Origin of the sequence: Chlorogloeopsis sp. ULAP02 (assembly GCF_038404745.2) — a bacterium.
Lineage (GTDB): Bacteria > Cyanobacteriota > Cyanobacteriia > Cyanobacteriales > Nostocaceae > Chlorogloeopsis.
The window spans coordinates 82,925-103,176 of the sequence record NZ_JAYKTT020000024.1; the positions used below are offsets into that span (position 1 = coordinate 82,925).

The following is a 20,252-nucleotide window of genomic DNA, read 5'->3' on the forward strand; positions in this document are numbered from 1 at the left end:
TAAAGTTTCATCATTGTTCTCATAAACTATAAAAGTTGTCGTACATCTGTTTGTTTCCTTGGATGTTAATGTTGTCTTGTGAGTCTTCTACCTTGCGTGTTTTAGTGGTTGACGACCACGAACTAACTCGTTTAACCCTGCAATTAATCTTGTCTGCTCAAGAAAAGATTCAAGTAGTAGGTTTAGCCTCTAACGGTCAAGAAGCAATAGAAATGGTTCAGCGCTACCAACCAGATGTGATTGTTTTAGATTTACAGATGCCTGTGATGGATGGTTGGAGTGCGTCTAGCCATATTAAGGCTATTGCTCCCAATACCCAGATTATTGCTTACTCTTCTGTGGAGGATTCTAAATTTATTGAAGCTAAATCAACGGCAAGTTTAGACGCTTTTTGCAAAAAAGATGTGCCAACTGGTGAACTAGTTTCTTTGGTGAAGCAGTTAGGGCAACGGGCGGCTAATGATTCAATGACCGGATAAAATATTACAGTGAACTAAGTCAGGGTGACCCAAGAAATATTCTAACTTTGGGGACTTGAAATATGAAGGGAGTGTACAAAAGGCGTCGGTAGAACCAAAAAATGATGGTTACTGCCGACGCAAATGATTATTTTTATGTGCTTAGTTGGAGCTTAATTGGATTCTGTTTCTGGAAACGTGCGTCTATATTCATCAATTAACTCATCCATTTCTTCTAACGCTTGATTGACATCTATTCTTAAAGTGCCTAAATTTGGTTGCTCCAGCAAGCCTAGCAAATACTCGCGTTTATTTTGAATTTCGGTAATTCGTTCTTTAATAGTCTGTGGATCCATTGTTTTTTCCGTTGGCAACTTTTTTCGTGTTTATTTAAAGTTAACTCAAAACTAGAAAGACTTTCGCTGCTCCTCTTCCCTAATTCTTGTGCGATCGCCGATGATAATAAAACTGAGACGCTAAGAATTAATACTAAGCTAAAGTCATGTTACGCCAAATATCTTTGGGAACACTCGGTTTAACAGTCGGTGGCATTCTAACCATCATCGGTTTCGTCGCCTACGCAGCTGATAATGCTACTCTCAATCTTGTTGGATTTTTTTACGGGATACCACTGGTGCTAGGAGGGCTAGCACTCAAAGCTAACGAACTCAAACCTATTCCCTTCAGCAAACCTACTCCACCAGAAGTTTTGGCATTGCAGAAACAGCAAGCTACTACCACTCAAAATAAAATCCGCAAGGACATCACCCGCTATAGTTACGGGCAAAATACCCACTTTGATCGCACGCTTTCTTACTTGGGTTTAAGCCCTTCGGAAGCAGAACAACCAGAGCTAACAGGGTTGCGAGAAGAAGAAATTAACGGAGCTTATGCTCTAACTCTAGAGTTTGATTCGCCGCTGATACCAATTGAACTCTGGCAACAGAAACAAGAGAAAATGACAAATTATTTCGGCCCTGGAGTAGATGTGAAAGTTAAGCAAGTAGGTTCAGATAAAATTGAACTGACGCTCATTGCTACTGCAAAATAGTCATTAGGGGCGGGTTTAGCCCGCAGAGAGTCAGGGCTAAGGCGATTATCTCATTAAACCCGCCCGTACATGGGTCATTAGTTATTAGTTATTAGAGATGAGCAAATATCTATAGACTATTGATTTTTAACTAGTGACAACAAGTTTATTTTTCCAAGCGAACTGCATACCACTGCAAATATTGCCCGACTCCAATATCCAGTTCACAAGTAGTATTAAGTAAATACTTTGCTCTTTCTTCTACAGAATTTAGTGAGCGTAGATCTGGAGATAAATCTTGAATATTAATTGTTTGTAGAATTGCTTTTAGTTTTTCTAGTAACTCCGATGCAGTCATAAATTGTTCTGGTTGATTCGTCTCTAAAACAACAAAATGTTCTTGTTGGTACATTAATGAATCAGGCATAATATACACCTAAGTAAGTAGAAATTAAGATTTAAACTTTAAAAATTTGGTTTTTGTAAATTTTTACTTAATTTTAGTTCTGCTAATCCTCATAATTTTATTTACCTGATCAAGAATTCATAAACTTCAAGTTCATATACTTCAGTAGTATCGATAGTTTATATATTTATATCATTGTTAGTAGTACTATTCAGTAATGATACTACTAAAACAAATAAATTTTTAACAATCTTGAAGTATAGCAGCTTCAAACATTAGCTAAAACCAAGAGATTATCTATATATTTTCTGCACTCTAGCAATTTTAGTTCTTCCTCAATATGTGTCTAAACTAACTGTATAACTTTAAACTTCAAGTATACATTTGAAGTTTTCAAGAAAATCCTAGTTTCTTGTTGGTTGTCCTATTTATTGGAGGGAAAGATAAATACTACCAATTATCGATTTTGCTATTACTCATGAATATAAATCTACTAATTTATCAATCAGGAGAACTGCCTTCTACGTGGGCAGTGAAACGAAAAATCAAACATTTGTGAAACCTACAGACATAAAAGCAGAGATCTCACCGATATATCTCGTGTTTGATGATCAGTTATAAGAACTTTTTTGAGATAAAAACTGTCATATATGCTATCTTTAGCTATTTTTGAAGTTTTATCGGGAATTATATAGCTCTAACTCTTATTTTCGCTGGAAAGCGCCCATGCCAGGCACAAGCCATTTTTCTTCGATTTCTAGCAAGCCCCCTTTGATTCTGGTGGCTGATGATGATACGACGATGCGATTACTGTTGCGTGAAGCGATGGAACAAGAAGGCTACCGGGTTGTCGAGGTTAGCAATGGTAAAGAGTGCTTAGATGCTTACACTGTTGTCAAACCGGATCTAATTTTACTAGATGCAGTCATGCCAGTCATGGATGGCTTTGCTTGTTGTCAGGAGCTACTCCACATTACCAAGAAAAATTTAGCGCTAGCACTCGCATCCTTTGATCATGGTTCTTCCTTCAGTAATAGTTTGATTTCTATGCTCTGGGATCGCACTCCAATATTGATGATTACGGGATTAGACGATACCGATTCGGTAGATCGTGCTTTTGAGGCTGGAGCAAGCGATTTTGTAACTAAACCTATTCATTGGGCAATGTTACGTCGACGAGTCAGACGGCTACTGCAACAAGGGCAAGTATACAAACAGCTAGAAGCCGCAAATCAAGCTCTGCAACAACTAGCAAATGAAGATGGTTTGACTGGCGTGGCTAATCGTCGTCGCTTTGATCAATATCTCAATTCTCAATGGTTGGAACTAGCACAGCAGCGATCGCCACTATCAATGATTTTATGTGATATTGATTTCTTTAAACTTTACAACGATAAATACGGTCATCCAGATGGGGATGCTTGTTTGCAAAAGGTAGCCACCGTCTTAAAGGATACAGCCCAGAAAAATCAGGATTTAGTAGCACGTTACGGTGGTGAAGAATTTGCTGTAATCTTGCCTTTTACTCATGCTTCGGGTGCTGTTCACGTAGCGGAGGCAATGCAAGCTGGAGTTAGAGAATTGAAGATTCTTCATTCTCAATCCACAGTCAGTCAGTACGTCACCTTAAGTTTAGGAGTAGCCACAATCACTCCCAGCTTTGATACTTCACCTTCAACTTTAATTGCCGCAGCCGATCAGGCGCTTTACCAGGCAAAAGCAGAGGGGCGCAATCGCATTAATTTTAAGCAGATGCAGCATTGATCAATATAGCTGAGAGGGAATAGGGAACAGGGAACAGGGAATGAAGAGGACACGGGGAGGTGGGGACACCCAGACACGGGGAATGTTTTGGTAGTTTCTCCGCGTCACCCTCCGGGTACCCTACTCTCCGAGAAGGGCTACGCCCTACGGGAAAGCCTGCGGCGAACGCAGTTCCTTCAAGCAACGGACTGCTCACCGCGTCTTAATGTCCCCTAGCCCCTAGTGCCTATTCCCTTTGATGCTGGCTTTACCCATCATTTGAGTCAGTTTGTCAACCAATGACACTTCCTGTTTACTATCTTGGAGCGTACGGGCTGTAAGGATTGCTCTTTCGTAAAAATTGCGAGCATTCTGATAATTGCCTAGTTTTTCATGCAGTTGAGCATAGAACTCAAAAGATTTTAATTCTTCCCGCAGATTTCGTAATTCTTGAGCAAGTGCCAATCGCTGTTGCAATAAATCAAACGCGCGTTCGTGACGCCCTACAGCACTATGAGCGGCTACTAAACCATCTATTGCCCGTAGTTCGTTAATGCGATCGCTCTTTGATTTGGCTATGCGCAGTGCTGCCCCGTAGGTACTAATCGTACCTTGATAATTACCAGCCGCGAGATAGGCGTCGCCTAAATTATTAAAGGTATTAGCTTCACCAATTAGATCACCGGTTTGACGCCGGAAAGTTAAAGCATTTTCATAAAGTTGAATTGCTTGATTGTAATTTCCCAATCTTGCAGTTGCCAAACCCAAGTTACTGAGAGAAAGTCCTTGCCCTTCCAGGTTTTGGATATGACGAGCAATTTCGAGTGCTTCTGTAAAAGTTTTAGCGGAACTTGCGGGTTCTCCTTGTTGCAGCAGCAATGTACCGATGTTATTGAGGGCAAAAATCTGACTTTGAAAGTCTTTAACATCACGGGCGATCGCTAGTCTTCGCCGCATCGCATCTTCTGCCTCTGGGTAGCGTCCTAGTTGCAGATAGCCTGCACTTAAAAAGTCGTAAATCAAACCTTGCGCTTTTAGCTCGCCAATAGCATGGTAAATTTCCAATGCATTTAACCAAGACTTTACTGCTTGATCGAGACTACCTGAGATTCGTTGCTGTTTGCCAGTCTCTAGTAAAGTGTCTGCTTGATCTCTTAATTCTCGTACTGTCGATTTATTAATTGGACGATGGAGTTGTTCAGTAATATCTGCCGCAGTTGCAGCTATAGGACTAAGTAAAAAAGTAAAAACTAAAAAGTAAGTAATACTGCTAAAGTTTAAAATTGGATGCCTTAGGATGAGATACCGTTGTTTCATATAAATTTGCCCGTGTAATTGCGGCTTTAATGTAGAAAGTTTGGCAACACTTGATAAGTTACTACTTACAAAGTCATCAAACAAAGTGTATTTACGCAGTAGCGGGAGGAAGTAAATTTTCGCCCAAATATATAGAGCGAATATCTGTTGGTAATTTTTCTTCTAGCATACGATAACCTTCTTGAAGAAAATTTGCTACTTCGGTGGGTGAAATTGTTTCTCCTTCGGCTTGTAGGTAAGCAGCAATTCTCGTTTCGCTCCACTGAAACGTCTGAGCCATCAAAACCATCAAGCGCAACATTGGTGGTAGTTGCTCTAAAGCTTTTTCGACATAACACCATAACGGCGGAGAAGTCGCTTTCAGAGAATAATGAATCGCTTCTGTAGGAGGAACTTCAATTTCGTTGATGCAGTAAGCTGTCTGGTTAATTAACCAATTTTGCAGAGTAAGATTTTCCTTACTAGAGGGATCGCTGCTGGCATCAAATCCACCAAGCTCATAGTAAATATGTCGCCAGGTGAGAGCAAATAGATAATCTGCTTGCACAGGCGATCGAGCCGAATGCCGAATTAAAGTGTAGACAATTGGGCTATAACGACAAAAAATTGCTGCAAAGTATCTTCCCGAATCAGGATGGCACTGAAACAAACTGACAAGCTCAGAGTCAGTGTGATGAAACAGTGATTTAACTAGCGGGTGATTGGTTTCAGAAAAATGAGGAATTTGCACAATCTAAACTAAGCTATGTTGCTAAAATTAATCTGGTAGTGGAAAACTTTAAGTTAGTTATACAGTTGTTGTGTTAGCCTGTTTATGACTAACACTAATAATGTTTGTTAATTGATACACTAGAAACACATAGGCTATTTAAGTCCTTAATCTAGAAAACATAAACCATTTCTATCTTCCATATATATAATTCCCAATTTTGTTCATGGTTATAGCAGTTAGTGTGACACCATTCCTGCTCAATCCCTATACTTTAGGTTCTTTTTTGCCTTCCCTACCATTAGATAGCTTGTTCTCCACCCAAGGCATAATGGTAATGCTTTTGGCAGCTTATGCCGGTGCAATGTGGATGTTTCTTACCAGTGCGCCGAAAGTATATACAGTTATGGTGTCTGATTTAGAAGTTGCACGACAGTTGTATGAAGGACTACTAGATTTGCCAGCAGCAGAAGTACCTTTGCACTACTACTACAACTACGAGCAAACCATAGGTGCGGCAGGAGTAGATCCACTTTATCTAGGAAGTAGTCCATCTTTTTCTAGCAGAATGACAAATGCTAGTGAAGGATTGTGGTATCAACTCAAGAAAAATACCCAGTTGCACGTGATTACCGGAGCTAGCTTGGGTAGCAAAAATCAGCAACGCCATGTTTGTTTTGACCACGACTGCCTAGAATTAATTTTAATGCGTGTGGAAATGCGTGGTTTAAAGTTCAAGATTCGCAGTAAAAAGCCACTCAATTTTTTGGTGAAAGACTACGAAGGGCGCGTTATTGAACTGGCTGAGGTAGCGAACTGAGAAGTTAAAATTTTGACCAGAAGAATGCCTGAAGTAAGGTTATCCTTTTCATCAGGTATTAATTGAATAAAATTAAAATCAGAAAACAATCACAAGTTTTGATAGGTAAAAGCTATTTCACAGCGAGGAATTTCAAAATACATTCCTCGTTAATTTTTTTAGTTTAGTAATTTCAACCGTTGCTATACATACTTTATATACTAATACGCATTCTAGATACTCAATCAAGCTTATAGTATAGATATTATATTTGCATCAATAAATGGTAAATACTCCTATAGCTTGGTTATTTACCTATTTACCCCATGAAACTCTTTCATCGTATTTGTTGTAAGTATTTATATTAGAATTCTAAGTACCTACACACAAATATCTAGTTATTTCAATTCACTGTTCAAGAGTTTCCTGTCTAGTCTAATAAGATAATTTATTTTGCAAGGCTACCTAGCTTCAATATCCGTTAATTGGTTAGTGATTTTCTATCTAAAGGAAGTACTGCTTTCAAAAAGCCTACGCCACAATGACAGTATGGCATAGTCTTCATCTATAAATTTTTATCCAAATTAGTTAAAATCCTACACCTGTAAAAGATGACTAACAATATCAAAGAACAAATTAAGACTGATCTCCAACAGGCAAAAGAAACTGGACAGCTAAGAGCAGAGCGCATTCGCGAAATAGTAAAGTCTGCTGTTTCTCAGGTAGTTTCTGAATTTAAAGAAGGTTCAGGCGAACTTCGCTCTATTGTCAAAGATGCTGTCTCTACTGTGATAGAGAATATACAAACAAAGGGTAGTGACTTCAAAGAAGAAGTAACGGCGTCAATTGAAGGAGCACTAGAGGCTGTGAATAGCAAAAGACACGAAAATATCATCAAAACTCAAGCAGAAGTCAAACAGCTAGAAGCTAAGTTGGATGAAGAAGAAAATAATATCCAACAAGAAGTAGATGGAATATTAGCAGAAATTCAAAAAACAGGTACGGAAGAATCTGCTGATACCAAAACAGCAATTGATTCTGCTGTTAATACAATACAAAACAGTGAAGAAGTAGCTTTATTAAAGAAACGTTACGCCCAGTTAAGAGCACAACTAGCAATTGTAAGAGCTAATTTAGCTGCACGTTATGGTGGACGTTCTGAAGAAGTTAAAGACTATTTAGATGAGGCTAAAAACTGGTTTAACCAAGCTCGCCCACAAGCAGAAGCGGTAGTTACACAGGTGCAACAAAAGCACTCCCAAGTAGAAGAAAAACTTGGAGAAGCTGGTACAGTACTAGCTAAAAAAGAGCATCAGCTACGACAAGTATTAAGGGAGTTGTTGCTATCAGCAGCAGACTGGTTAAAGGAAAAAGAACCAGTTGATAAAGTGAATAAATAAAAATTGAGAAATTGCTGATGAAGATAGGGTGGTTAATAAATCACCCTATCTTTTTTTGGTGTTTTAATTGGTTATCAAAAAGCAAGGGAATTCAATATACTTTTGTTTCAAAATGTGTCAAAAATTAGCTTTTTAAACGCAAAGGGCGTAGAGTATTCATCTTATGAAATTACCCCTTCTCCCGAAATAGGAGAAAAGGGGTAATTGTAAATTATTTAAGAGAAATTGATTGATAGCTTTTCAGGCTTAATAGATTTGTCCTTCTCTACTCAATCTTTCATCATATTTGGCGATCGCCCAAACTGCATGAATACTACCGGGAAGCCAACCTAGAAGAGTCAGTAAAACATTAATTACAAAGGTTGTACTAATTCCATAGGTTAAGAAAATGCCAAGTGGGGGTAGAAAGAAACCGAGGACATAACGAAGTAATTTCATGGTATTTCTGTTACTAGTTGCTTAAATTACTTGAGTTCTTTTTTCTATTGTCGAAAATTGACTGAAGCACTAACTCCATCTCAGGAATTAATTAGCTTCTATTTTGTTGCTTGATTTATACAACTTGACTCTTTGTCTGTCACAGACGCGGGTGAGCACGTCTGTCATTTTATCAGCTAGTAGTTAGCTAGAAGGCAATTCAGCTTTAGGTTTTGTGGCATCACCGCTCTTTAAAAGATTCTTTTCAGCGAAGTAGTTGTTAATAAAAGTGCTAGACAAAGATAGAACTACAGGCCCTAAAAGAAAAGCTATAAGCCCATGAACGCTAAATCCAGGCACTAAAGCTGCTACTAGCCAAAAACAAAGACCATTAACAACAAGTGAGAATGCTCCAAAGGATAGGAAGTTAAGTGGTAAGGATAGGGTAGATAGAACTGGTTTCACAGAACCGTTGACTGCACCAATCACTACTGCCGCAATTAAAGCTGCTGGAAAATTAGCAATATTAACACCAGGGACAACTAAATCAACAATTAACAAGCTTAAAGCTGTAATTAAGGCAGCTAACAAGTTTCCTGTCATCGTTCTCACCTAAGAAACAACAAATATAGTTTTTTAAACTTCTTATAACTATATTTAACTATTTAATAAACTTGAACATCATTACCAAGGTAGATTTTGTTTATGCCATTAGGCTAATAGTTAGGTTAAAGAAAATTGACAATTGAAAATTTCATCATTAATATTTATGCTCAAATGTCACTATTGATGCCTAGAATACGCAGATAAGTGGTTAGGCAAAATTAAAGTTATGGGTAGAGGCAAGGGAACAGGGAACAGCAAAAAAATGTGTAATTAATTTTGTTTAGATACTTAAATCAAATTGAAGCGAGAAATTCAATAAAGCCTTGCAAAGATTAGGTTTGATTCTTACTCAACCCAATTGAGAGCTTTTTTAATTTTTTCTTAAGTATTTGCTATGAGCTCTTACTGTTGTATTTGTTCCCTCACCCAGAGACTAAAAGCCTTGAGCTTTGCATTTCTGCCAGCAGTTCTACTTTGATCAAGATATTGGGGAATCACTTTAATGAATGGGAAGTTGGGAAAATTTAGGCTTTCTTGTGACTCTATATAACGCCCATCTTGCGACTCTTGTTGATTTGGAGCTTACTTTTGTCAAACTGCCAAAGCTCTGGAACTTTAAGCGCTTCATAAATATTGGGATGAGTTCGGAAGGTGACATCAACTTCTAGTGCTAAGTCAAAAGGAGGATCTACCAACATTTCTCCACTCCTAGCAGTGCGAACATAGATTTAGCTTACAAGCTTACAAAGGAATCATGAGAGTTTGAAAGCCTTCCAGTAATAAACTGAAAATCTAAAAAATTCTTAGGTTGCTACGTCCTTTAGGGAAGGGATGAAAAACGATTCAAGGCAATGAGCGTGCCAATTATCTGTTTTGACTGTGGGCAAACCATTTTAGTGCGATTGTAGAACATAAAATCAAAGGATAGGTTACTCTTAGCCCCCACTTTCCAAACCAAATTAAGCTAAAATTCAAGCAGTGCAAGCATTTTAGCTTTATATCTACTCCATGCTTGAAACCCTGCAAACCCAACTTTATCAACTAGAGCAATTCGCCAACTCCCTTGTCTCTAGCCAACTGACACACTTGAGTTTATTTAGTGTTGGCATCATTTTTGTCGCGGGATTACTTACCAGTCTCACGCCTTGTATGCTTTCCATGCTGCCAATTACTATTGGCTACATTGGTGGTTATGAAGCAAAAAGCCGCTTACAAGCAGCAGCCCAATCAACTTGGTTTGCTTTGGGATTAGCAACTACGCTGGCAACTCTGGGAGTTGTAGCAGCTGTAGTCGGAAAAGTTTATGGGCAAATAGGAATTGGTTTGCCGATTATTGTCAGTATCCTGGCAATTCTAATGGGGCTAAATCTGTTAGAAGCATTGCCTCTACAGTTGCCCTCTTTTGGAGGTACAGATTGGATTTCTCAAGAATTGCCTCAAGGATTAAGAGCATATGCAATTGGCTTGAGTTTTGGTTTAGTTGCCTCACCTTGTAGCACACCTGTTTTAGCCAGCTTGTTAGGTTGGGTTGCGAATACACAAGACTTAATTTTGGGTGCTATTGTGCTAATTTCCTATACAGCAGGTTATGTAGCCCCATTAATTTTGGCAGGTACGTTTACTGCTTCTATTAAAAAGTTACTAGAAATGCGGCGTTGGTCTGGTTGGATTAACCCAGTGAGTGGCATACTTTTGGTAGGATTTGGTGTTTTTTCTCTAATTTCACGAATTCCCTTGAGCGGGTTTTAAAACTAGTTAGTAGATAGTGGATAGTAGTTAATAGATAATAGGTGAATTAAACAAAATATCTCAACCAAAAACTAATAAGTAATATCATCATTAACTAGCTAATAACTACTGGAAGAGCAGGTTCTGTTGATTATCTTTAAATGAAAAACGAAAATTTATCTTCTCAAGCCACTCCTACTAACTACTAACAATTACTTTAATAATTAAAATGACTGTAGATAATACAACTTCTGAAAAATCAAATTTGTGGTCAAATATCAATCAGTCTTTACGGCAAGATATTTTGCCTGTACTGACAGATTTACGTCTAGCAATAGTCCTACTTTTGGTTATTGCACTTTTTAGTGTCAGTGGTACGATTATTGAGCAAGGTCAATCACTAGCCTTTTACCAAGCCAATTATCCAGAACATCCAGCGCTGTTTGGTTTCCTCTCTTGGAAAGTGATTTTAACTCTAGGCTTAGACCATGTCTACCGTACTTGGTGGTTTTTAGCTCTACTCATATTTTTTGGTACTAGCTTAACTGCTTGTACATTTACACGTCAGTTACCAGCTTTAAAAGCAGCCCGCCGCTGGAAATTTTACGACCAATCCCGGCAATTTACAAAACTCGCATTGAGTGCAGAAATAGATGTAGACAAACAAAACGATTCTCTACAAAACCTCAGTCAGATATTAAAAAATCGGCGTTACAAAGTATTTCAAGAACAAGATAAAAATAATGTTCTTTATGCCCGTAAAGGAATAGTTGGACGCATCGGCCCTATTATTGTGCATATAGGTATTGTGGTAATTCTATTGGGGTCAATTTGGGGAGCTATGACTGGGTTTATGGCTCAAGAAATGGTTCCCAGTGGCAATACTTTTCAAGTAAAAAATGTTGTTGATGCTGGGCCTTGGGCAGCAACACAAATCACTAAAGATTGGACTTTGCGTGTCAATCGTTTTTGGATTGACTATACATCTACTGGTAACATCGACCAGTTTTATTCAGATTTATCGGTTTTGAATACTCAAGGAGAGGAAGTTGATCGCAAGACAATTTTTGTCAATCAACCTCTGCGCTATCGTGGTGTAACTTTTTATCAAACTGATTGGGGACTTGCTGCTGTACGGGTAAGGGTGAATAAAAGCCCTATTTTCCAACTACCAATGGCGCAATTAAATACCAACGGAAATGGACGTATTTGGGGAACCTGGATTCCAACCAAACCAGATTTGAGTGAAGGTGTCTCGCTACTAGCAAAAGACTTGCAGGGAACAGTGTTAATTTACGATGCTACTGGCAAGTTAATTGATACTGTGCGTAGTGGGATGTCTACCCAAGTGAACGGGGTAAAGTTGACTGTTTTAGATGTGGTTGGCAGTACGGGCTTGCAAATTAAAGCCGATCCGGGAGTACCAATCGTATATGCAGGATTTGCCTTGTTAATGCTGGGTGTCGTGATGAGTTACTTCTCTCACTCGCAAATTTGGGCTTTACAAAAAGATGGGTGTCTATACGTGGGTGGTAAAACAAATCGCGCTCAGGTGGCATTTGAACAGGAAGTTTTGCAGATTTTGGATCGTCTAAGTTCCCAAGAGAAAATAGAGGAAAAAGCGATCGCTTAATCATGTTCTAACGCAGAGGTAACACAAAGAGGATGCCAGCAAATGCCCACTTTCGTGAAAATTGAGGAAGGCAAGGTTGATAAACTTATTTTTGACAAATATGTTGCTGCTCATAGGGCTTACATCCAAGAGTTGACTGCCAAAGGACACAAAGCCAAGTCTGGTTACTGGTCAGAGTTCGGAGGTGGCATGATGATATTTGAGGCAGCTTCAATGGATGAAGCAAAGGCGATCGTGGCTCGCGATCCGCTGGTAAAAAATGATTGTGTCAACTACAAGCTATATGAGTGGAAAATTGTAGCTGAATAACACACTTAAAGTATTTAATGCTATTCTAGTTTTAGACCTGGATCTATGCGACTGTAACGCCCAAACTTTGTCAGGACCGGAAGGTAGCAGCAACACGGGATGCTTACGGTAGGCGTAGTCTCCGGGTCGCCCTATTTTAGGAGCGCAAAAGCTGCAATGCCTGGTTTTGGAGATATTGTTAAAAAAGCTTTTTATCTCGGTGTTGGGTTGGCTTCTTATGCGGGCGAGAAAGCAGGTGGGACATTAACCGAACTGCGATCGCAATTCCAAAAGATGGCAGACGAAATGGTTGCACGGGGCGAAATGACTACAGAGGAAGCCCGCCGCTTCGTTGAAGACATGATGAAGCAAGCTCAACAGCCACCTACATCAGGGACAACGACTGAAACCACAACTCCCTCTGAACCACGCCGCATCGAAATTTTAGAGGAAGATGAGCAGCCAACAGCCAAAGCTACCCAAAGCGACGATAATGTAGACCAGTTACGCAAACAAGTTTTAGAACTAGAAGACGAGTTGAAACGTCTACAACACGATAATTAATTAGAGATTGATAAAGGGTTGGTATTAGCGTAACAATGCTAATATCAACCTTTTACTTAATGGCGTAAAATTTGAGTTGAAACTAAATTCCTCAGGGTGTATTTCAGTGCTTCCAGCCAAGTAGCACTGAACGTCCACAGACATTTGGTTAGGGCAAATTAGTGTCCTATGGTGTAGTGCTTATGCGCCCATCATTGGGAAAATGAAATGCACATTGTTTGGGAAGCTTGAGTCATAATCGGGCAAACACATTGGTGTCCTCTTTTTGGAAATAGCCTGTAAGGACGTTAATTATATGGAAAACTGGCAAAAAGATTTTTGGGAAGTGGTACAAACAGTGGCAGATGAGGTAGAGCGTTTCTTCCTGGGGATGAGTGAAATGGTAGACACTGTTTTTGAAATTACAGAAGAAATTACCGAACAATTACACAATACAATTGCCACAGAATTTGACCAGTATGTACAGGACTTATACTGGGAACTCGAAGATGTGGCAGGAGATGATTTAGATGCAGCTTTTCCTTACCCAGTTGAACCTTCCGCAACACAGAATCCAGCCTGCATTGGTTGTCGTCATTACCACGGTCAAGCTTACAGTGGTAACTTATTAGTATGTGCAATGCATCCGTACGGGTGGGATGATGAGAACTGCCCAGACTGGGAAGCGGAAGATTTTTAAGTCCATAGTATAAGGCTTTTTCGCTTTTACCAATGATGAATAACCAAAAATTATTGAAATTATTGTGAAATCTTTTATGAGTAACTCCTCACTTGAAACAGCATCTCAGCCAAATCAAGAAACAAAGTATGGCGAACGCAACATTGCGGAAGGACAATTAATTACATTTCCTAACCCGCGAGTGGGACGCCGCTATAATATTGACATTACTTTGCCAGAATTTACCTGTAAGTGTCCATTTTCTGGCTATCCTGACTTTGCCACCATTCACATTACCTATATACCTGATGAAAAAGTGGTGGAATTAAAAGCACTCAAACTTTACATTAACAATTACCGCGATCGCTATATTTCCCACGAAGAATCTGCCAATCAAATTTTGGATGATTTTGTCGCTGCTTGTGATCCGCTAGAAGTCACAGTCAAAGCTGATTTTGCACCGCGCGGGAACGTGCATACAGTAATTGAAGTGCAACATCTCAAATCAAAGCCAGATTAAAATTAACTTTTACGCCGTTTCTACTGGAATATCACCAAAACTGAGAGCAGCGACGAACAATCACAGTAATAATTTTGAGTATTTGTCAGAACAGAGACATTAGAAATGACTGATTTTTGGGAAGAATCGCTGACTGAACAGGAGATCTGTTTACTACAGCCTTTTGTGACTAATTTGGATCGATCTGTTTTTGGCTTGCGGAATTTACCAGAAGTAGTCAAAGGTGCATTATTCTCGCGTTATAGCCGTAGTGATAAAAGTTTACGCCGTATACTTCTGGATGAGTTCATCAAAGAAAGCGAAGCTAGTTTTACTCGGATTGTCGGTGAAGCAGCCAACAATAACGCCGAGCAATTAGTGGCAATTCAACAAGCAGAAGCATTTTACGATCGCGTCTTAATTGGGTATGGCGATGATTCTGTAGCGGAACTGGGAGGCGCACATATTGCCTGTGAAGGAATTAGTAATATAGCAGCCAAAGCTCTTGAAGACAGTCGTTTAGGAATTTCTCCTTTAGAAAAATCAACAAGATATGTGCCGTTTAACCGCAAAATCAACGGGCGTTATCGCTACCATCGAGAATCGTCGATTATGGCATCAAGGCACGCATCAGTTTATGAAGCAACCCTAGATCGTTTATTTGATACTTACACCGCATTAACTGAGCCTTTGTTGAGTTGGGTGCGCTCTTGTACTCCCCAAGATCCAACCACTTCTGAACGAGCATACAACAATGCAACCAGAGCCAAAACTTTAGACTTGTTGCGCGGTTTGCTGCCAATGGCAACCCTGACTAATGTTGGGTTGTTTGGTAACGGACGAGCCTTGGAATATCTACTAGTCAAACTTGCTGCCTCACCTCATGAGGAAGTTCGCACGCTGGGAATTTCTATGCAACAAGAGCTAGATCATCTTATCCCTTCATTTGTCAAACGTGCAAAAACCGAACGGGGGGCTAAGGCTGCACTCTACCTATCAAAGAATAGTCAACGTACAAAACTGCTTTTACAAAATTTTTTCAAGACGGGAGATCCTGCCTCTCTACAACAGGAAATTGAGCCTGCATCAACATCTACTGTGCAATTAGTAGAGCACGATCCAGATGCAGAGGTAAAGATTGTTGCAGCTATTCTTTATCCTCACACTGACTTGACCTTTGAGCAACTCAAAGAATACGTTACCAGTTTGTCAACTACAGAAAGAGTAGAGATTATTAGTACCTATGTGGGCGAACGAGAGTCACGCTTCCATCGTCCCGGACGTGCTTTTGAAGAAACATACTATACATTTGATATTTTAGCTGATTTGGGTGCTTATCGAGATTTACATCGACATCGCGTACTCACACAAGAACGACAAAGCTACTCTGTAAATCACGGATATGTAGTTTCACCAGAAATAGAAGCAGCAAAACTAACTCAATCTTACCGAGACGCTTTAGATTATGCTGCCGAAACAACGGAGTTGATTAGCAAAGACTTACCAGAGGCTGCACAATATGTTGTACCCTTCGCCTATCGATTGCGCTGGCGGATGAAGATGAATCTGCGTGAAGCCTATCATTTTGTAGAATTACGAAGTTCACGACAAGGGCATCCTTCCTATCGCGCGATCGCTCAAGAAATATATCGGCAAATTGCTGCTGTTCACCCGGCATTGGTAGCTCATATGCATTTTGTAGACATGAATGATTATGCTTTAGAGCGATTAGCAGCAGAACAGCGAATTGATACAAAATTGCAGCAACGACAGTAGTAAAGATTAAACTCTAGCCAAGGTAACCTTTTCTGGCTGATCCTGATATTTGCCTTGTCGGGCTTCGTAGCTGATCGCACAAGGTTCGCCTTCTAAAAATAGTAATTGCACCACACCCTCATTGGCGTAAATGCGGCAATCGGCACTAGAAGAATTGGAAAATTCCAAAGTCAAATGACCGCGCCACGCAGCCTCGGCAGGTGTTAAATTTGCAATAATTCCACAACGAGCGTAAGTACTTTTACCAATACAAATTACCGTGATATTATCTGGCACTTCTAACCTTTCTAAGGCAACTCCTAATCCATAAGAATGGGCTGGTAAGATAAAGTAACTGCCATTAGTATCTGTATGTAGTTGAGTCGGTTCGAGATTTTGAGAATTAAAGTTTTTTGGATCGACTACAGTTCCAGGAATATGACGAAAAATGCGAAATTCGTTTGGTGAAAGGCGGATATCGTAGCCATAGGAAGACAAGCCGTAGCTAATTACAGGATTTATTCCTAAAGCTGTATTTACTTTAACTTCTCGAACTAAATTTGGCTCAAAAGGCAAAATCATGCCTTTTTCAGCCATTTTGGCAATCCATTTATCGTTCTTAATCACTTGCTTGAAATAGAAACTCGTTCAAACCAAATTATCAGGATACACCGAATGTAGCTGATGTGAAAGCAGTAGGATGCTTGAATTTAAAATGGCGATTGGGCAAAAAGGACAAGGAGACGCAATGATGCTGAGAACCTTGATGAAATCATGTTTTTGCCTCTCTGCTTGTTTCCTAGCCTCTAGTCTCTAGTCCCTTTTACATCACTTAGGGTTGATGACTGCGGCGAATCTCCGTAATTTGATCTGCCAAATCCAGAATTGATTTAGGCATTTCTGATCCTGTGAAGATAATATCAACATGAGCAGGACGTTTTGCCAGAAAAGATAAAACTTCTGTTTCGGGAATTAAACCAAAGTTAATCGCCAAGCTTAACTCATCTAACACAACGAGAGAATACTTACCCTCAAAGACAACTTTTTGTGTATGTTGCCACAACTTTTGTAAGGCTTGAGCTTCAGTATCCTCGATATGGGGTGTATCAATGCAACGAGGTAAATCACAGCGAATCCAATCCAAATTTTGCCCCAATCGAATCGGATTTTCATGCCCTTGACGAATCCCTCCTTTGAGAAATTGTACTACTAGCACTGGTGTACCCTGACCGGCAATTCTCAGTGCTTGAGCCATAACACTAGTAAAAAAATTACGATGTATACTCGTAAAAACTTGCACGAGTCCCTCAATTGTATATGGCAAGCCAAAGGTTAAATTTCCACTTGGGGTTTCTAGTTGGGTAACCATAACTTAATGTTTAATAATTTACAAAAATCTAAGTACTATAACTGAGGTGTTTTTTGACAAACGTGTTTGTATGTATAATCAAGCTGTTTTGAGCAGTGTGTAGCTTATCTTGTAATTGCTTTCCTAGTCAAACACTACCTTTGCCTGAAGTCAAGGGTTATTAAGAGATGCTTGCTCGCGGTATTTATAAAAACAATAGTAAAAAATAACACAGATATCTAGAAGTTGAAATCAAAGGAACAAAGCAGGGATGAAGACTATGATATTGTGAATATCTTCGTAATTGTCCGGATTGGAAATTTGCTTTTTGTTTTGCAAAACAGAGTTAGACAGTAGTGATATGGGCAGTATGAGGAGTTAACTGTTGTGAGATTGGTGATTTTGGGAGGTTCAGGAGCAGGGAAAAGTACTCAAGCACAAAGGCTTTGCAATCACTTTGATCTTCCTCTGATTTCTACTGGTGAAATTTTACGAGAAGCGATCGCTCGCTTAAGCAGTTTAGGTCGAATTGCACGACCATATATAGAAACAGGGGATTTAGTCCCAGACGAAATGATTATTGAATTTATACGAACTCGGCTAAAGTATGCGGATGCTCACCGTGGTTGGGTGTTAGAAGGTTATCCCCGTACTGCCTTTCAAGCCGAGGAATTGGATTTTTTATTGGACAGCTTGGGACAACAGTTAACTTGGGCAGTTTATTTACAAGTACCACAAGCCGTGATGGTCACTCGTGCCTTAGGGCGCTCCCTTCCAGACGATCAACCCGAAATTGTGCAACGTCGCGTTGAGTTATTCTACGATCGCACGATCCCTGTCTTGGAATATTATGATCGCCGCCGTCGCCTATTGACTATTAATGGCGATCAACCTCCAGAAATAGTGCAGTATAACATTATGAGTTTCCTCTTATAAGTAGAAGGCAGTCCCGATGAAATAAGTTTCATCACCAAAGATGAAAGAGGTTTTTTCTCCTACACCCCTAAACCCTTACACCCCCACACCCATTTTCAAGACAGATAGAAATTCTTACGTAGTTGTTTAAAAATATCTAAACTGTTAGCTGAAAAGGTAACCTGAAGGCAGTATCACATATCAGAAATTTGAGGCTACCCTAATGGCTTGGCAGCGTCCAGACAGTCGGCAACCTTACGAACTCCGTCCCGTCAGCTTTGAGCAAAATTTCACTCGCTTTGCTCCCGGTTCTGTTTTGACAATCTGCGGCGAGACTAAAGTACTGTGTACCGTGAGCGTAGCTGAGACAGTTCCCAAGTTTCTCGTTGGTACTGGTAAAGGTTGGCTCACTGCTGAATACCGGATGTTACCAAGTGCAACTTTGCAACGGCAAGAACGGGAATTTTTGAAATTATCTGGACGAACTCAAGAAATTCAGCGTTTAATTGGACGTAGCTTGCGAGCAGCAGTAGATTTAAATGCACTGGGAGAACGTACGCTGACTGTAGATGCCGATGTTCTGCAAGCAGATGCTGGCACAAGAACAGCTGCGATCACAGGTGGATTTGTGGCGTTGGCGAATGCAATTTCCAAATTGTTGCAGCAGGGAGCACTAGAGCGATCGCCTCTGAGTGGACAGGTAGCGGCTATTTCCGTAGGCTTATTAGAAGGAGAGCCGTTTCTAGACTTGAATTACATCGAAGATGTTGCCGCTAGTGTTGATTTCAATGTAGTCATGAATCAACACTTGGGAATTATTGAAGTTCAAGGAACAGCGGAAGAAGGTAGTTTTAGCCGCTCCCAGTTGGATCAGTTGTTAGATTTTGCCGAAAAAGGAATTCAGCAATTGTTAATAGCCCAACAACAAGCGATCACTGATTGGGGGCAATTGTATAGAGGGTGAAAGAAGAGGACACGGGGAATTTTCTCTCCGCGTCCCCGCGTCTTAATGTCTTTGCGTCTCCCTCTCTTCCCGTTTCCTCTTATGAGGTTAGTGATGATTTTTATTAAGATTGAGCGAAATTTGGGGAATTTGTCGTATAAGCCTTGAAGAAACGAAATAGTGACATTAAAAGTTTCAAAAGCTAAACAGACAGAAAGTTATAAGTTCGGTATTGTAATGCTGGAAGTCGCCAATGTGATGAGAAAGCGATGAATAAAAAGGTTGAAGTTTTACCGGATCAAGGAGCGCTGGTAGCACGAGCGCTAGAATTAATCCTCTCGAAAATTAACCCTGCCATTGAACAACGAGGAAGATTTACAATTGCCCTAGCTGGTGGCAGCACACCGAAGCCATTATACGAAGCGATCGCCTCTTCCAATCTTCCTTGGGATAAGATTCATGTGTTTTGGGGAGATGAGCGCTATGTTCCTGCCGATCATCCCGATAGCAATGAAGGGATGGCACGCCGTGCATGGTTAGATCAAGTAGACATACCTGCGGCTAACATTCACTCCATGCCGACTAATGAAGGTGAGCCAGCCATATCCGCGGCTAAACACGAGCAACAATTGCAAGAATTTTTTCATTGCTCATCAGGTGAGTTTCCCGCTTTGGATGTGGTTTTGCTAGGAATGGGCGATGATGCTCATACTGCATCTTTGTTTCCTCATACAGAAGCACTCCAAGTTAGCGATCGCTTAGTCACAGTCGGGAACAAAGACGGCAATCCTCGTATCACCTTCACCTATCCATTCATTAACGCAGCCCATTGCGTTATTTTTTTAGTCGCTGGTGCTAACAAAAAACCAGCTTTAGCTCAAGTTTTTGCACCGGAGGCAGATAGCTCAACTTATCCATCTCGCTTAATTCAACCTCAAGGAGAACTCTGGTGGCTTCTAGACGCAGCAGCAGGTAGCGAGCTAAAAAAAGATGAAGGATAAAAAATAACGTGTAAATTTTTATTTTTTAACCTTCT

At 40.1% G+C, this 20,252-nt stretch carries 24 protein-coding genes and 1 other RNA gene; 16 read left to right on the forward strand and 9 right to left on the reverse strand.

Annotation, left to right across the window (positions count from 1 at the left end; all coding sequences use genetic code 11):
* The first annotated feature begins 62 nt into the window (after nucleotides 1–62).
* Nucleotides 63–479 (forward strand): response regulator transcription factor, encoded by a 417-nt coding sequence (locus U2718_RS12380; protein WP_341998573.1) that lies wholly within the window; start codon nucleotides 63–65, stop codon nucleotides 477–479.
* A 152-nt stretch (nucleotides 480–631) separates the two neighbouring features.
* Here U2718_RS12380 and U2718_RS12385 read toward each other — a convergent pair whose 3' ends face one another.
* Complete coding sequence (locus U2718_RS12385) at nucleotides 632–814, reverse strand: hypothetical protein (RefSeq protein WP_289791159.1); 183 nt, start codon at nucleotides 812–814, stop codon at nucleotides 632–634.
* A gap of 146 nt (nucleotides 815–960) precedes the next feature.
* Here U2718_RS12385 and U2718_RS12390 point away from each other — a divergent pair, with 146 nt between their 5' ends.
* Nucleotides 961–1,509, forward strand: coding sequence for a DUF2854 domain-containing protein (locus tag U2718_RS12390; protein WP_341998372.1), 549 nt, complete (start codon nucleotides 961–963; stop codon nucleotides 1,507–1,509).
* A 145-nt stretch (nucleotides 1,510–1,654) separates the two neighbouring features.
* Here the strand turns inward: U2718_RS12390 and U2718_RS12395 are convergent, their stop codons facing one another.
* Complete coding sequence (locus U2718_RS12395) at nucleotides 1,655–1,915, reverse strand: chlororespiratory reduction protein 7 (protein ID WP_341998374.1); 261 nt, start codon at nucleotides 1,913–1,915, stop codon at nucleotides 1,655–1,657.
* Nucleotides 1,916–2,620: 705 nt separating this feature from the next.
* On the opposite strand from U2718_RS12395, the gene U2718_RS12400 reads away from it, so the two are divergent.
* On the forward strand, nucleotides 2,621–3,658 hold the full coding sequence (locus tag U2718_RS12400) for a PleD family two-component system response regulator (protein ID WP_341998376.1): 1,038 nt from the start codon (nucleotides 2,621–2,623) through the stop codon (nucleotides 3,656–3,658).
* Nucleotides 3,659–3,877: 219 nt separating this feature from the next.
* Here U2718_RS12400 and U2718_RS12405 read toward each other — a convergent pair whose 3' ends face one another.
* Together U2718_RS12405 and U2718_RS12410 are read right to left on the reverse strand one after the other, a co-directional pair.
* A complete protein-coding gene (locus tag U2718_RS12405) occupies nucleotides 3,878–4,954 on the reverse strand; it encodes a tetratricopeptide repeat protein (protein ID WP_341998378.1) in 1,077 nt (358 codons plus the stop codon).
* A 91-nt stretch (nucleotides 4,955–5,045) separates the two neighbouring features.
* Entirely contained in the window at nucleotides 5,046–5,684 is a 639-nt protein-coding gene (locus U2718_RS12410) for a sigma-70 family RNA polymerase sigma factor (RefSeq protein ID WP_341998380.1), read from the reverse strand.
* Nucleotides 5,685–5,889: 205 nt separating this feature from the next.
* Between U2718_RS12410 and U2718_RS12415 the strand changes: the two genes are divergently transcribed.
* Both U2718_RS12415 and U2718_RS12420 read left to right on the forward strand, forming a co-directional pair.
* On the forward strand, nucleotides 5,890–6,483 hold the full coding sequence (locus U2718_RS12415) for a glyoxalase-like domain protein (protein ID WP_341998381.1): 594 nt from the start codon (nucleotides 5,890–5,892) through the stop codon (nucleotides 6,481–6,483).
* Nucleotides 6,484–7,073: 590 nt separating this feature from the next.
* Nucleotides 7,074–7,862 (forward strand): histidine kinase, encoded by a 789-nt coding sequence (locus U2718_RS12420; RefSeq protein ID WP_341998383.1) that lies wholly within the window; start codon nucleotides 7,074–7,076, stop codon nucleotides 7,860–7,862.
* Nucleotides 7,863–8,108: 246 nt separating this feature from the next.
* Here the strand turns inward: U2718_RS12420 and U2718_RS12425 are convergent, their stop codons facing one another.
* From U2718_RS12425 to U2718_RS12435, 3 genes are all read right to left on the reverse strand, one after another.
* Nucleotides 8,109–8,300, reverse strand: coding sequence for a YqaE/Pmp3 family membrane protein (locus tag U2718_RS12425; RefSeq protein ID WP_289791168.1), 192 nt, complete (start codon nucleotides 8,298–8,300; stop codon nucleotides 8,109–8,111).
* A 183-nt stretch (nucleotides 8,301–8,483) separates the two neighbouring features.
* Nucleotides 8,484–8,882 carry a phage holin family protein gene (locus U2718_RS12430; protein ID WP_341998386.1) on the reverse strand — a complete coding sequence of 133 codons (399 nt, stop codon included), beginning with the start codon at nucleotides 8,880–8,882 and terminating at the stop codon, nucleotides 8,484–8,486.
* A 545-nt stretch (nucleotides 8,883–9,427) separates the two neighbouring features.
* Nucleotides 9,428–9,583, reverse strand: coding sequence for a hypothetical protein (locus U2718_RS12435; RefSeq protein ID WP_341998387.1), 156 nt, complete (start codon nucleotides 9,581–9,583; stop codon nucleotides 9,428–9,430).
* A 310-nt stretch (nucleotides 9,584–9,893) separates the two neighbouring features.
* Here U2718_RS12435 and U2718_RS12440 point away from each other — a divergent pair, with 310 nt between their 5' ends.
* From U2718_RS12440 to U2718_RS12475, 8 genes are all read left to right on the forward strand, one after another.
* Nucleotides 9,894–10,634, forward strand: a complete 741-nt coding sequence (locus U2718_RS12440) for a cytochrome c biogenesis protein CcdA (protein ID WP_341998389.1) — start codon at nucleotides 9,894–9,896, stop codon at nucleotides 10,632–10,634.
* Nucleotides 10,635–10,842: 208 nt separating this feature from the next.
* Nucleotides 10,843–12,246 carry a cytochrome c biogenesis protein gene (locus tag U2718_RS12445; protein ID WP_341998391.1) on the forward strand — a complete coding sequence of 468 codons (1,404 nt, stop codon included), beginning with the start codon at nucleotides 10,843–10,845 and terminating at the stop codon, nucleotides 12,244–12,246.
* Between the two features lie 42 nt (nucleotides 12,247–12,288).
* Nucleotides 12,289–12,555 (forward strand): YciI family protein, encoded by a 267-nt coding sequence (locus tag U2718_RS12450; RefSeq protein ID WP_341998393.1) that lies wholly within the window; start codon nucleotides 12,289–12,291, stop codon nucleotides 12,553–12,555.
* A 34-nt stretch (nucleotides 12,556–12,589) separates the two neighbouring features.
* An RNA gene (ffs, locus tag U2718_RS12455) (signal recognition particle sRNA small type) lies at nucleotides 12,590–12,686 on the forward strand.
* 25 nt (nucleotides 12,687–12,711) lie between these two features.
* Entirely contained in the window at nucleotides 12,712–13,098 is a 387-nt protein-coding gene (locus U2718_RS12460) for a hypothetical protein (RefSeq protein WP_341998395.1), read from the forward strand.
* A 295-nt stretch (nucleotides 13,099–13,393) separates the two neighbouring features.
* Nucleotides 13,394–13,777, forward strand: coding sequence for a hypothetical protein (locus U2718_RS12465; RefSeq protein ID WP_341998397.1), 384 nt, complete (start codon nucleotides 13,394–13,396; stop codon nucleotides 13,775–13,777).
* Nucleotides 13,778–13,853: 76 nt separating this feature from the next.
* Nucleotides 13,854–14,276, forward strand: coding sequence for a preQ(1) synthase (gene queF / locus U2718_RS12470; RefSeq protein ID WP_341998399.1), 423 nt, complete (start codon nucleotides 13,854–13,856; stop codon nucleotides 14,274–14,276).
* A 105-nt stretch (nucleotides 14,277–14,381) separates the two neighbouring features.
* Nucleotides 14,382–16,031 (forward strand): FAD-dependent thymidylate synthase, encoded by a 1,650-nt coding sequence (locus tag U2718_RS12475; RefSeq protein ID WP_341998401.1) that lies wholly within the window; start codon nucleotides 14,382–14,384, stop codon nucleotides 16,029–16,031.
* Between the two features lie 6 nt (nucleotides 16,032–16,037).
* Here the strand turns inward: U2718_RS12475 and dcd are convergent, their stop codons facing one another.
* Both dcd and U2718_RS12485 read right to left on the reverse strand, forming a co-directional pair.
* Nucleotides 16,038–16,637, reverse strand: a complete 600-nt coding sequence (dcd, locus tag U2718_RS12480) for a dCTP deaminase (RefSeq protein ID WP_411813271.1) — start codon at nucleotides 16,635–16,637, stop codon at nucleotides 16,038–16,040.
* 205 nt (nucleotides 16,638–16,842) lie between these two features.
* A complete protein-coding gene (locus tag U2718_RS12485) occupies nucleotides 16,843–17,379 on the reverse strand; it encodes a P-loop NTPase family protein (RefSeq protein WP_341998403.1) in 537 nt (178 codons plus the stop codon).
* A gap of 366 nt (nucleotides 17,380–17,745) precedes the next feature.
* Between U2718_RS12485 and U2718_RS12490 the strand changes: the two genes are divergently transcribed.
* The 3 genes from U2718_RS12490 (at nucleotide 17,746) to pgl (ending at nucleotide 20,217) form a co-directional block, all read left to right on the forward strand.
* Nucleotides 17,746–18,294 carry a nucleoside monophosphate kinase gene (locus U2718_RS12490; RefSeq protein WP_341998405.1) on the forward strand — a complete coding sequence of 183 codons (549 nt, stop codon included), beginning with the start codon at nucleotides 17,746–17,748 and terminating at the stop codon, nucleotides 18,292–18,294.
* Nucleotides 18,295–18,496: 202 nt separating this feature from the next.
* The gene (gene rph, locus U2718_RS12495) at nucleotides 18,497–19,237 is read left to right on the forward strand and encodes a ribonuclease PH (RefSeq protein ID WP_341998407.1); all 741 of its coding nucleotides are present in this window, start codon (nucleotides 18,497–18,499) and stop codon (nucleotides 19,235–19,237) included.
* Nucleotides 19,238–19,485: 248 nt separating this feature from the next.
* Complete coding sequence (gene pgl / locus U2718_RS12500) at nucleotides 19,486–20,217, forward strand: 6-phosphogluconolactonase (protein ID WP_341998409.1); 732 nt, start codon at nucleotides 19,486–19,488, stop codon at nucleotides 20,215–20,217.
* Nucleotides 20,218–20,252 lie beyond the last annotated feature (35 nt).

Excerpts from the sequence above, each read along its gene's own strand:
- U2718_RS12380 (WP_341998573.1), top strand. The coding sequence starts at position 63 with ATGTTAATGTTGTCTTGTGAGTCTTCTACCTTGCGTGTTTTAGTGGTT.
- U2718_RS12385 (WP_289791159.1), bottom strand. The coding sequence starts at position 814 with ATGGATCCACAGACTATTAAAGAACGAATTACCGAAATTCAAAATAAA.
- U2718_RS12390 (WP_341998372.1), top strand. The coding sequence starts at position 961 with ATGTTACGCCAAATATCTTTGGGAACACTCGGTTTAACAGTCGGTGGC.
- U2718_RS12395 (WP_341998374.1), bottom strand. The coding sequence starts at position 1,915 with ATGCCTGATTCATTAATGTACCAACAAGAACATTTTGTTGTTTTAGAG.
- U2718_RS12400 (WP_341998376.1), top strand. The coding sequence starts at position 2,621 with ATGCCAGGCACAAGCCATTTTTCTTCGATTTCTAGCAAGCCCCCTTTG.
- U2718_RS12405 (WP_341998378.1), bottom strand. The coding sequence starts at position 4,954 with ATGAAACAACGGTATCTCATCCTAAGGCATCCAATTTTAAACTTTAGC.
- U2718_RS12415 (WP_341998381.1), top strand. The coding sequence starts at position 5,890 with ATGGTTATAGCAGTTAGTGTGACACCATTCCTGCTCAATCCCTATACT.
- U2718_RS12420 (WP_341998383.1), top strand. The coding sequence starts at position 7,074 with ATGACTAACAATATCAAAGAACAAATTAAGACTGATCTCCAACAGGCA.
- U2718_RS12425 (WP_289791168.1), bottom strand. The coding sequence starts at position 8,300 with ATGAAATTACTTCGTTATGTCCTCGGTTTCTTTCTACCCCCACTTGGC.
- U2718_RS12430 (WP_341998386.1), bottom strand. The coding sequence starts at position 8,882 with ATGACAGGAAACTTGTTAGCTGCCTTAATTACAGCTTTAAGCTTGTTA.
- U2718_RS12435 (WP_341998387.1), bottom strand. The coding sequence starts at position 9,583 with ATGTTGGTAGATCCTCCTTTTGACTTAGCACTAGAAGTTGATGTCACC.
- U2718_RS12440 (WP_341998389.1), top strand. The coding sequence starts at position 9,894 with ATGCTTGAAACCCTGCAAACCCAACTTTATCAACTAGAGCAATTCGCC.
- U2718_RS12445 (WP_341998391.1), top strand. The coding sequence starts at position 10,843 with ATGACTGTAGATAATACAACTTCTGAAAAATCAAATTTGTGGTCAAAT.
- U2718_RS12450 (WP_341998393.1), top strand. The coding sequence starts at position 12,289 with ATGCCCACTTTCGTGAAAATTGAGGAAGGCAAGGTTGATAAACTTATT.
- U2718_RS12460 (WP_341998395.1), top strand. The coding sequence starts at position 12,712 with ATGCCTGGTTTTGGAGATATTGTTAAAAAAGCTTTTTATCTCGGTGTT.
- U2718_RS12465 (WP_341998397.1), top strand. The coding sequence starts at position 13,394 with ATGGAAAACTGGCAAAAAGATTTTTGGGAAGTGGTACAAACAGTGGCA.
- queF (WP_341998399.1), top strand. The coding sequence starts at position 13,854 with ATGAGTAACTCCTCACTTGAAACAGCATCTCAGCCAAATCAAGAAACA.
- U2718_RS12475 (WP_341998401.1), top strand. The coding sequence starts at position 14,382 with ATGACTGATTTTTGGGAAGAATCGCTGACTGAACAGGAGATCTGTTTA.
- U2718_RS12485 (WP_341998403.1), bottom strand. The coding sequence starts at position 17,379 with ATGGTTACCCAACTAGAAACCCCAAGTGGAAATTTAACCTTTGGCTTG.
- rph (WP_341998407.1), top strand. The coding sequence starts at position 18,497 with ATGGCTTGGCAGCGTCCAGACAGTCGGCAACCTTACGAACTCCGTCCC.
- pgl (WP_341998409.1), top strand. The coding sequence starts at position 19,486 with ATGAATAAAAAGGTTGAAGTTTTACCGGATCAAGGAGCGCTGGTAGCA.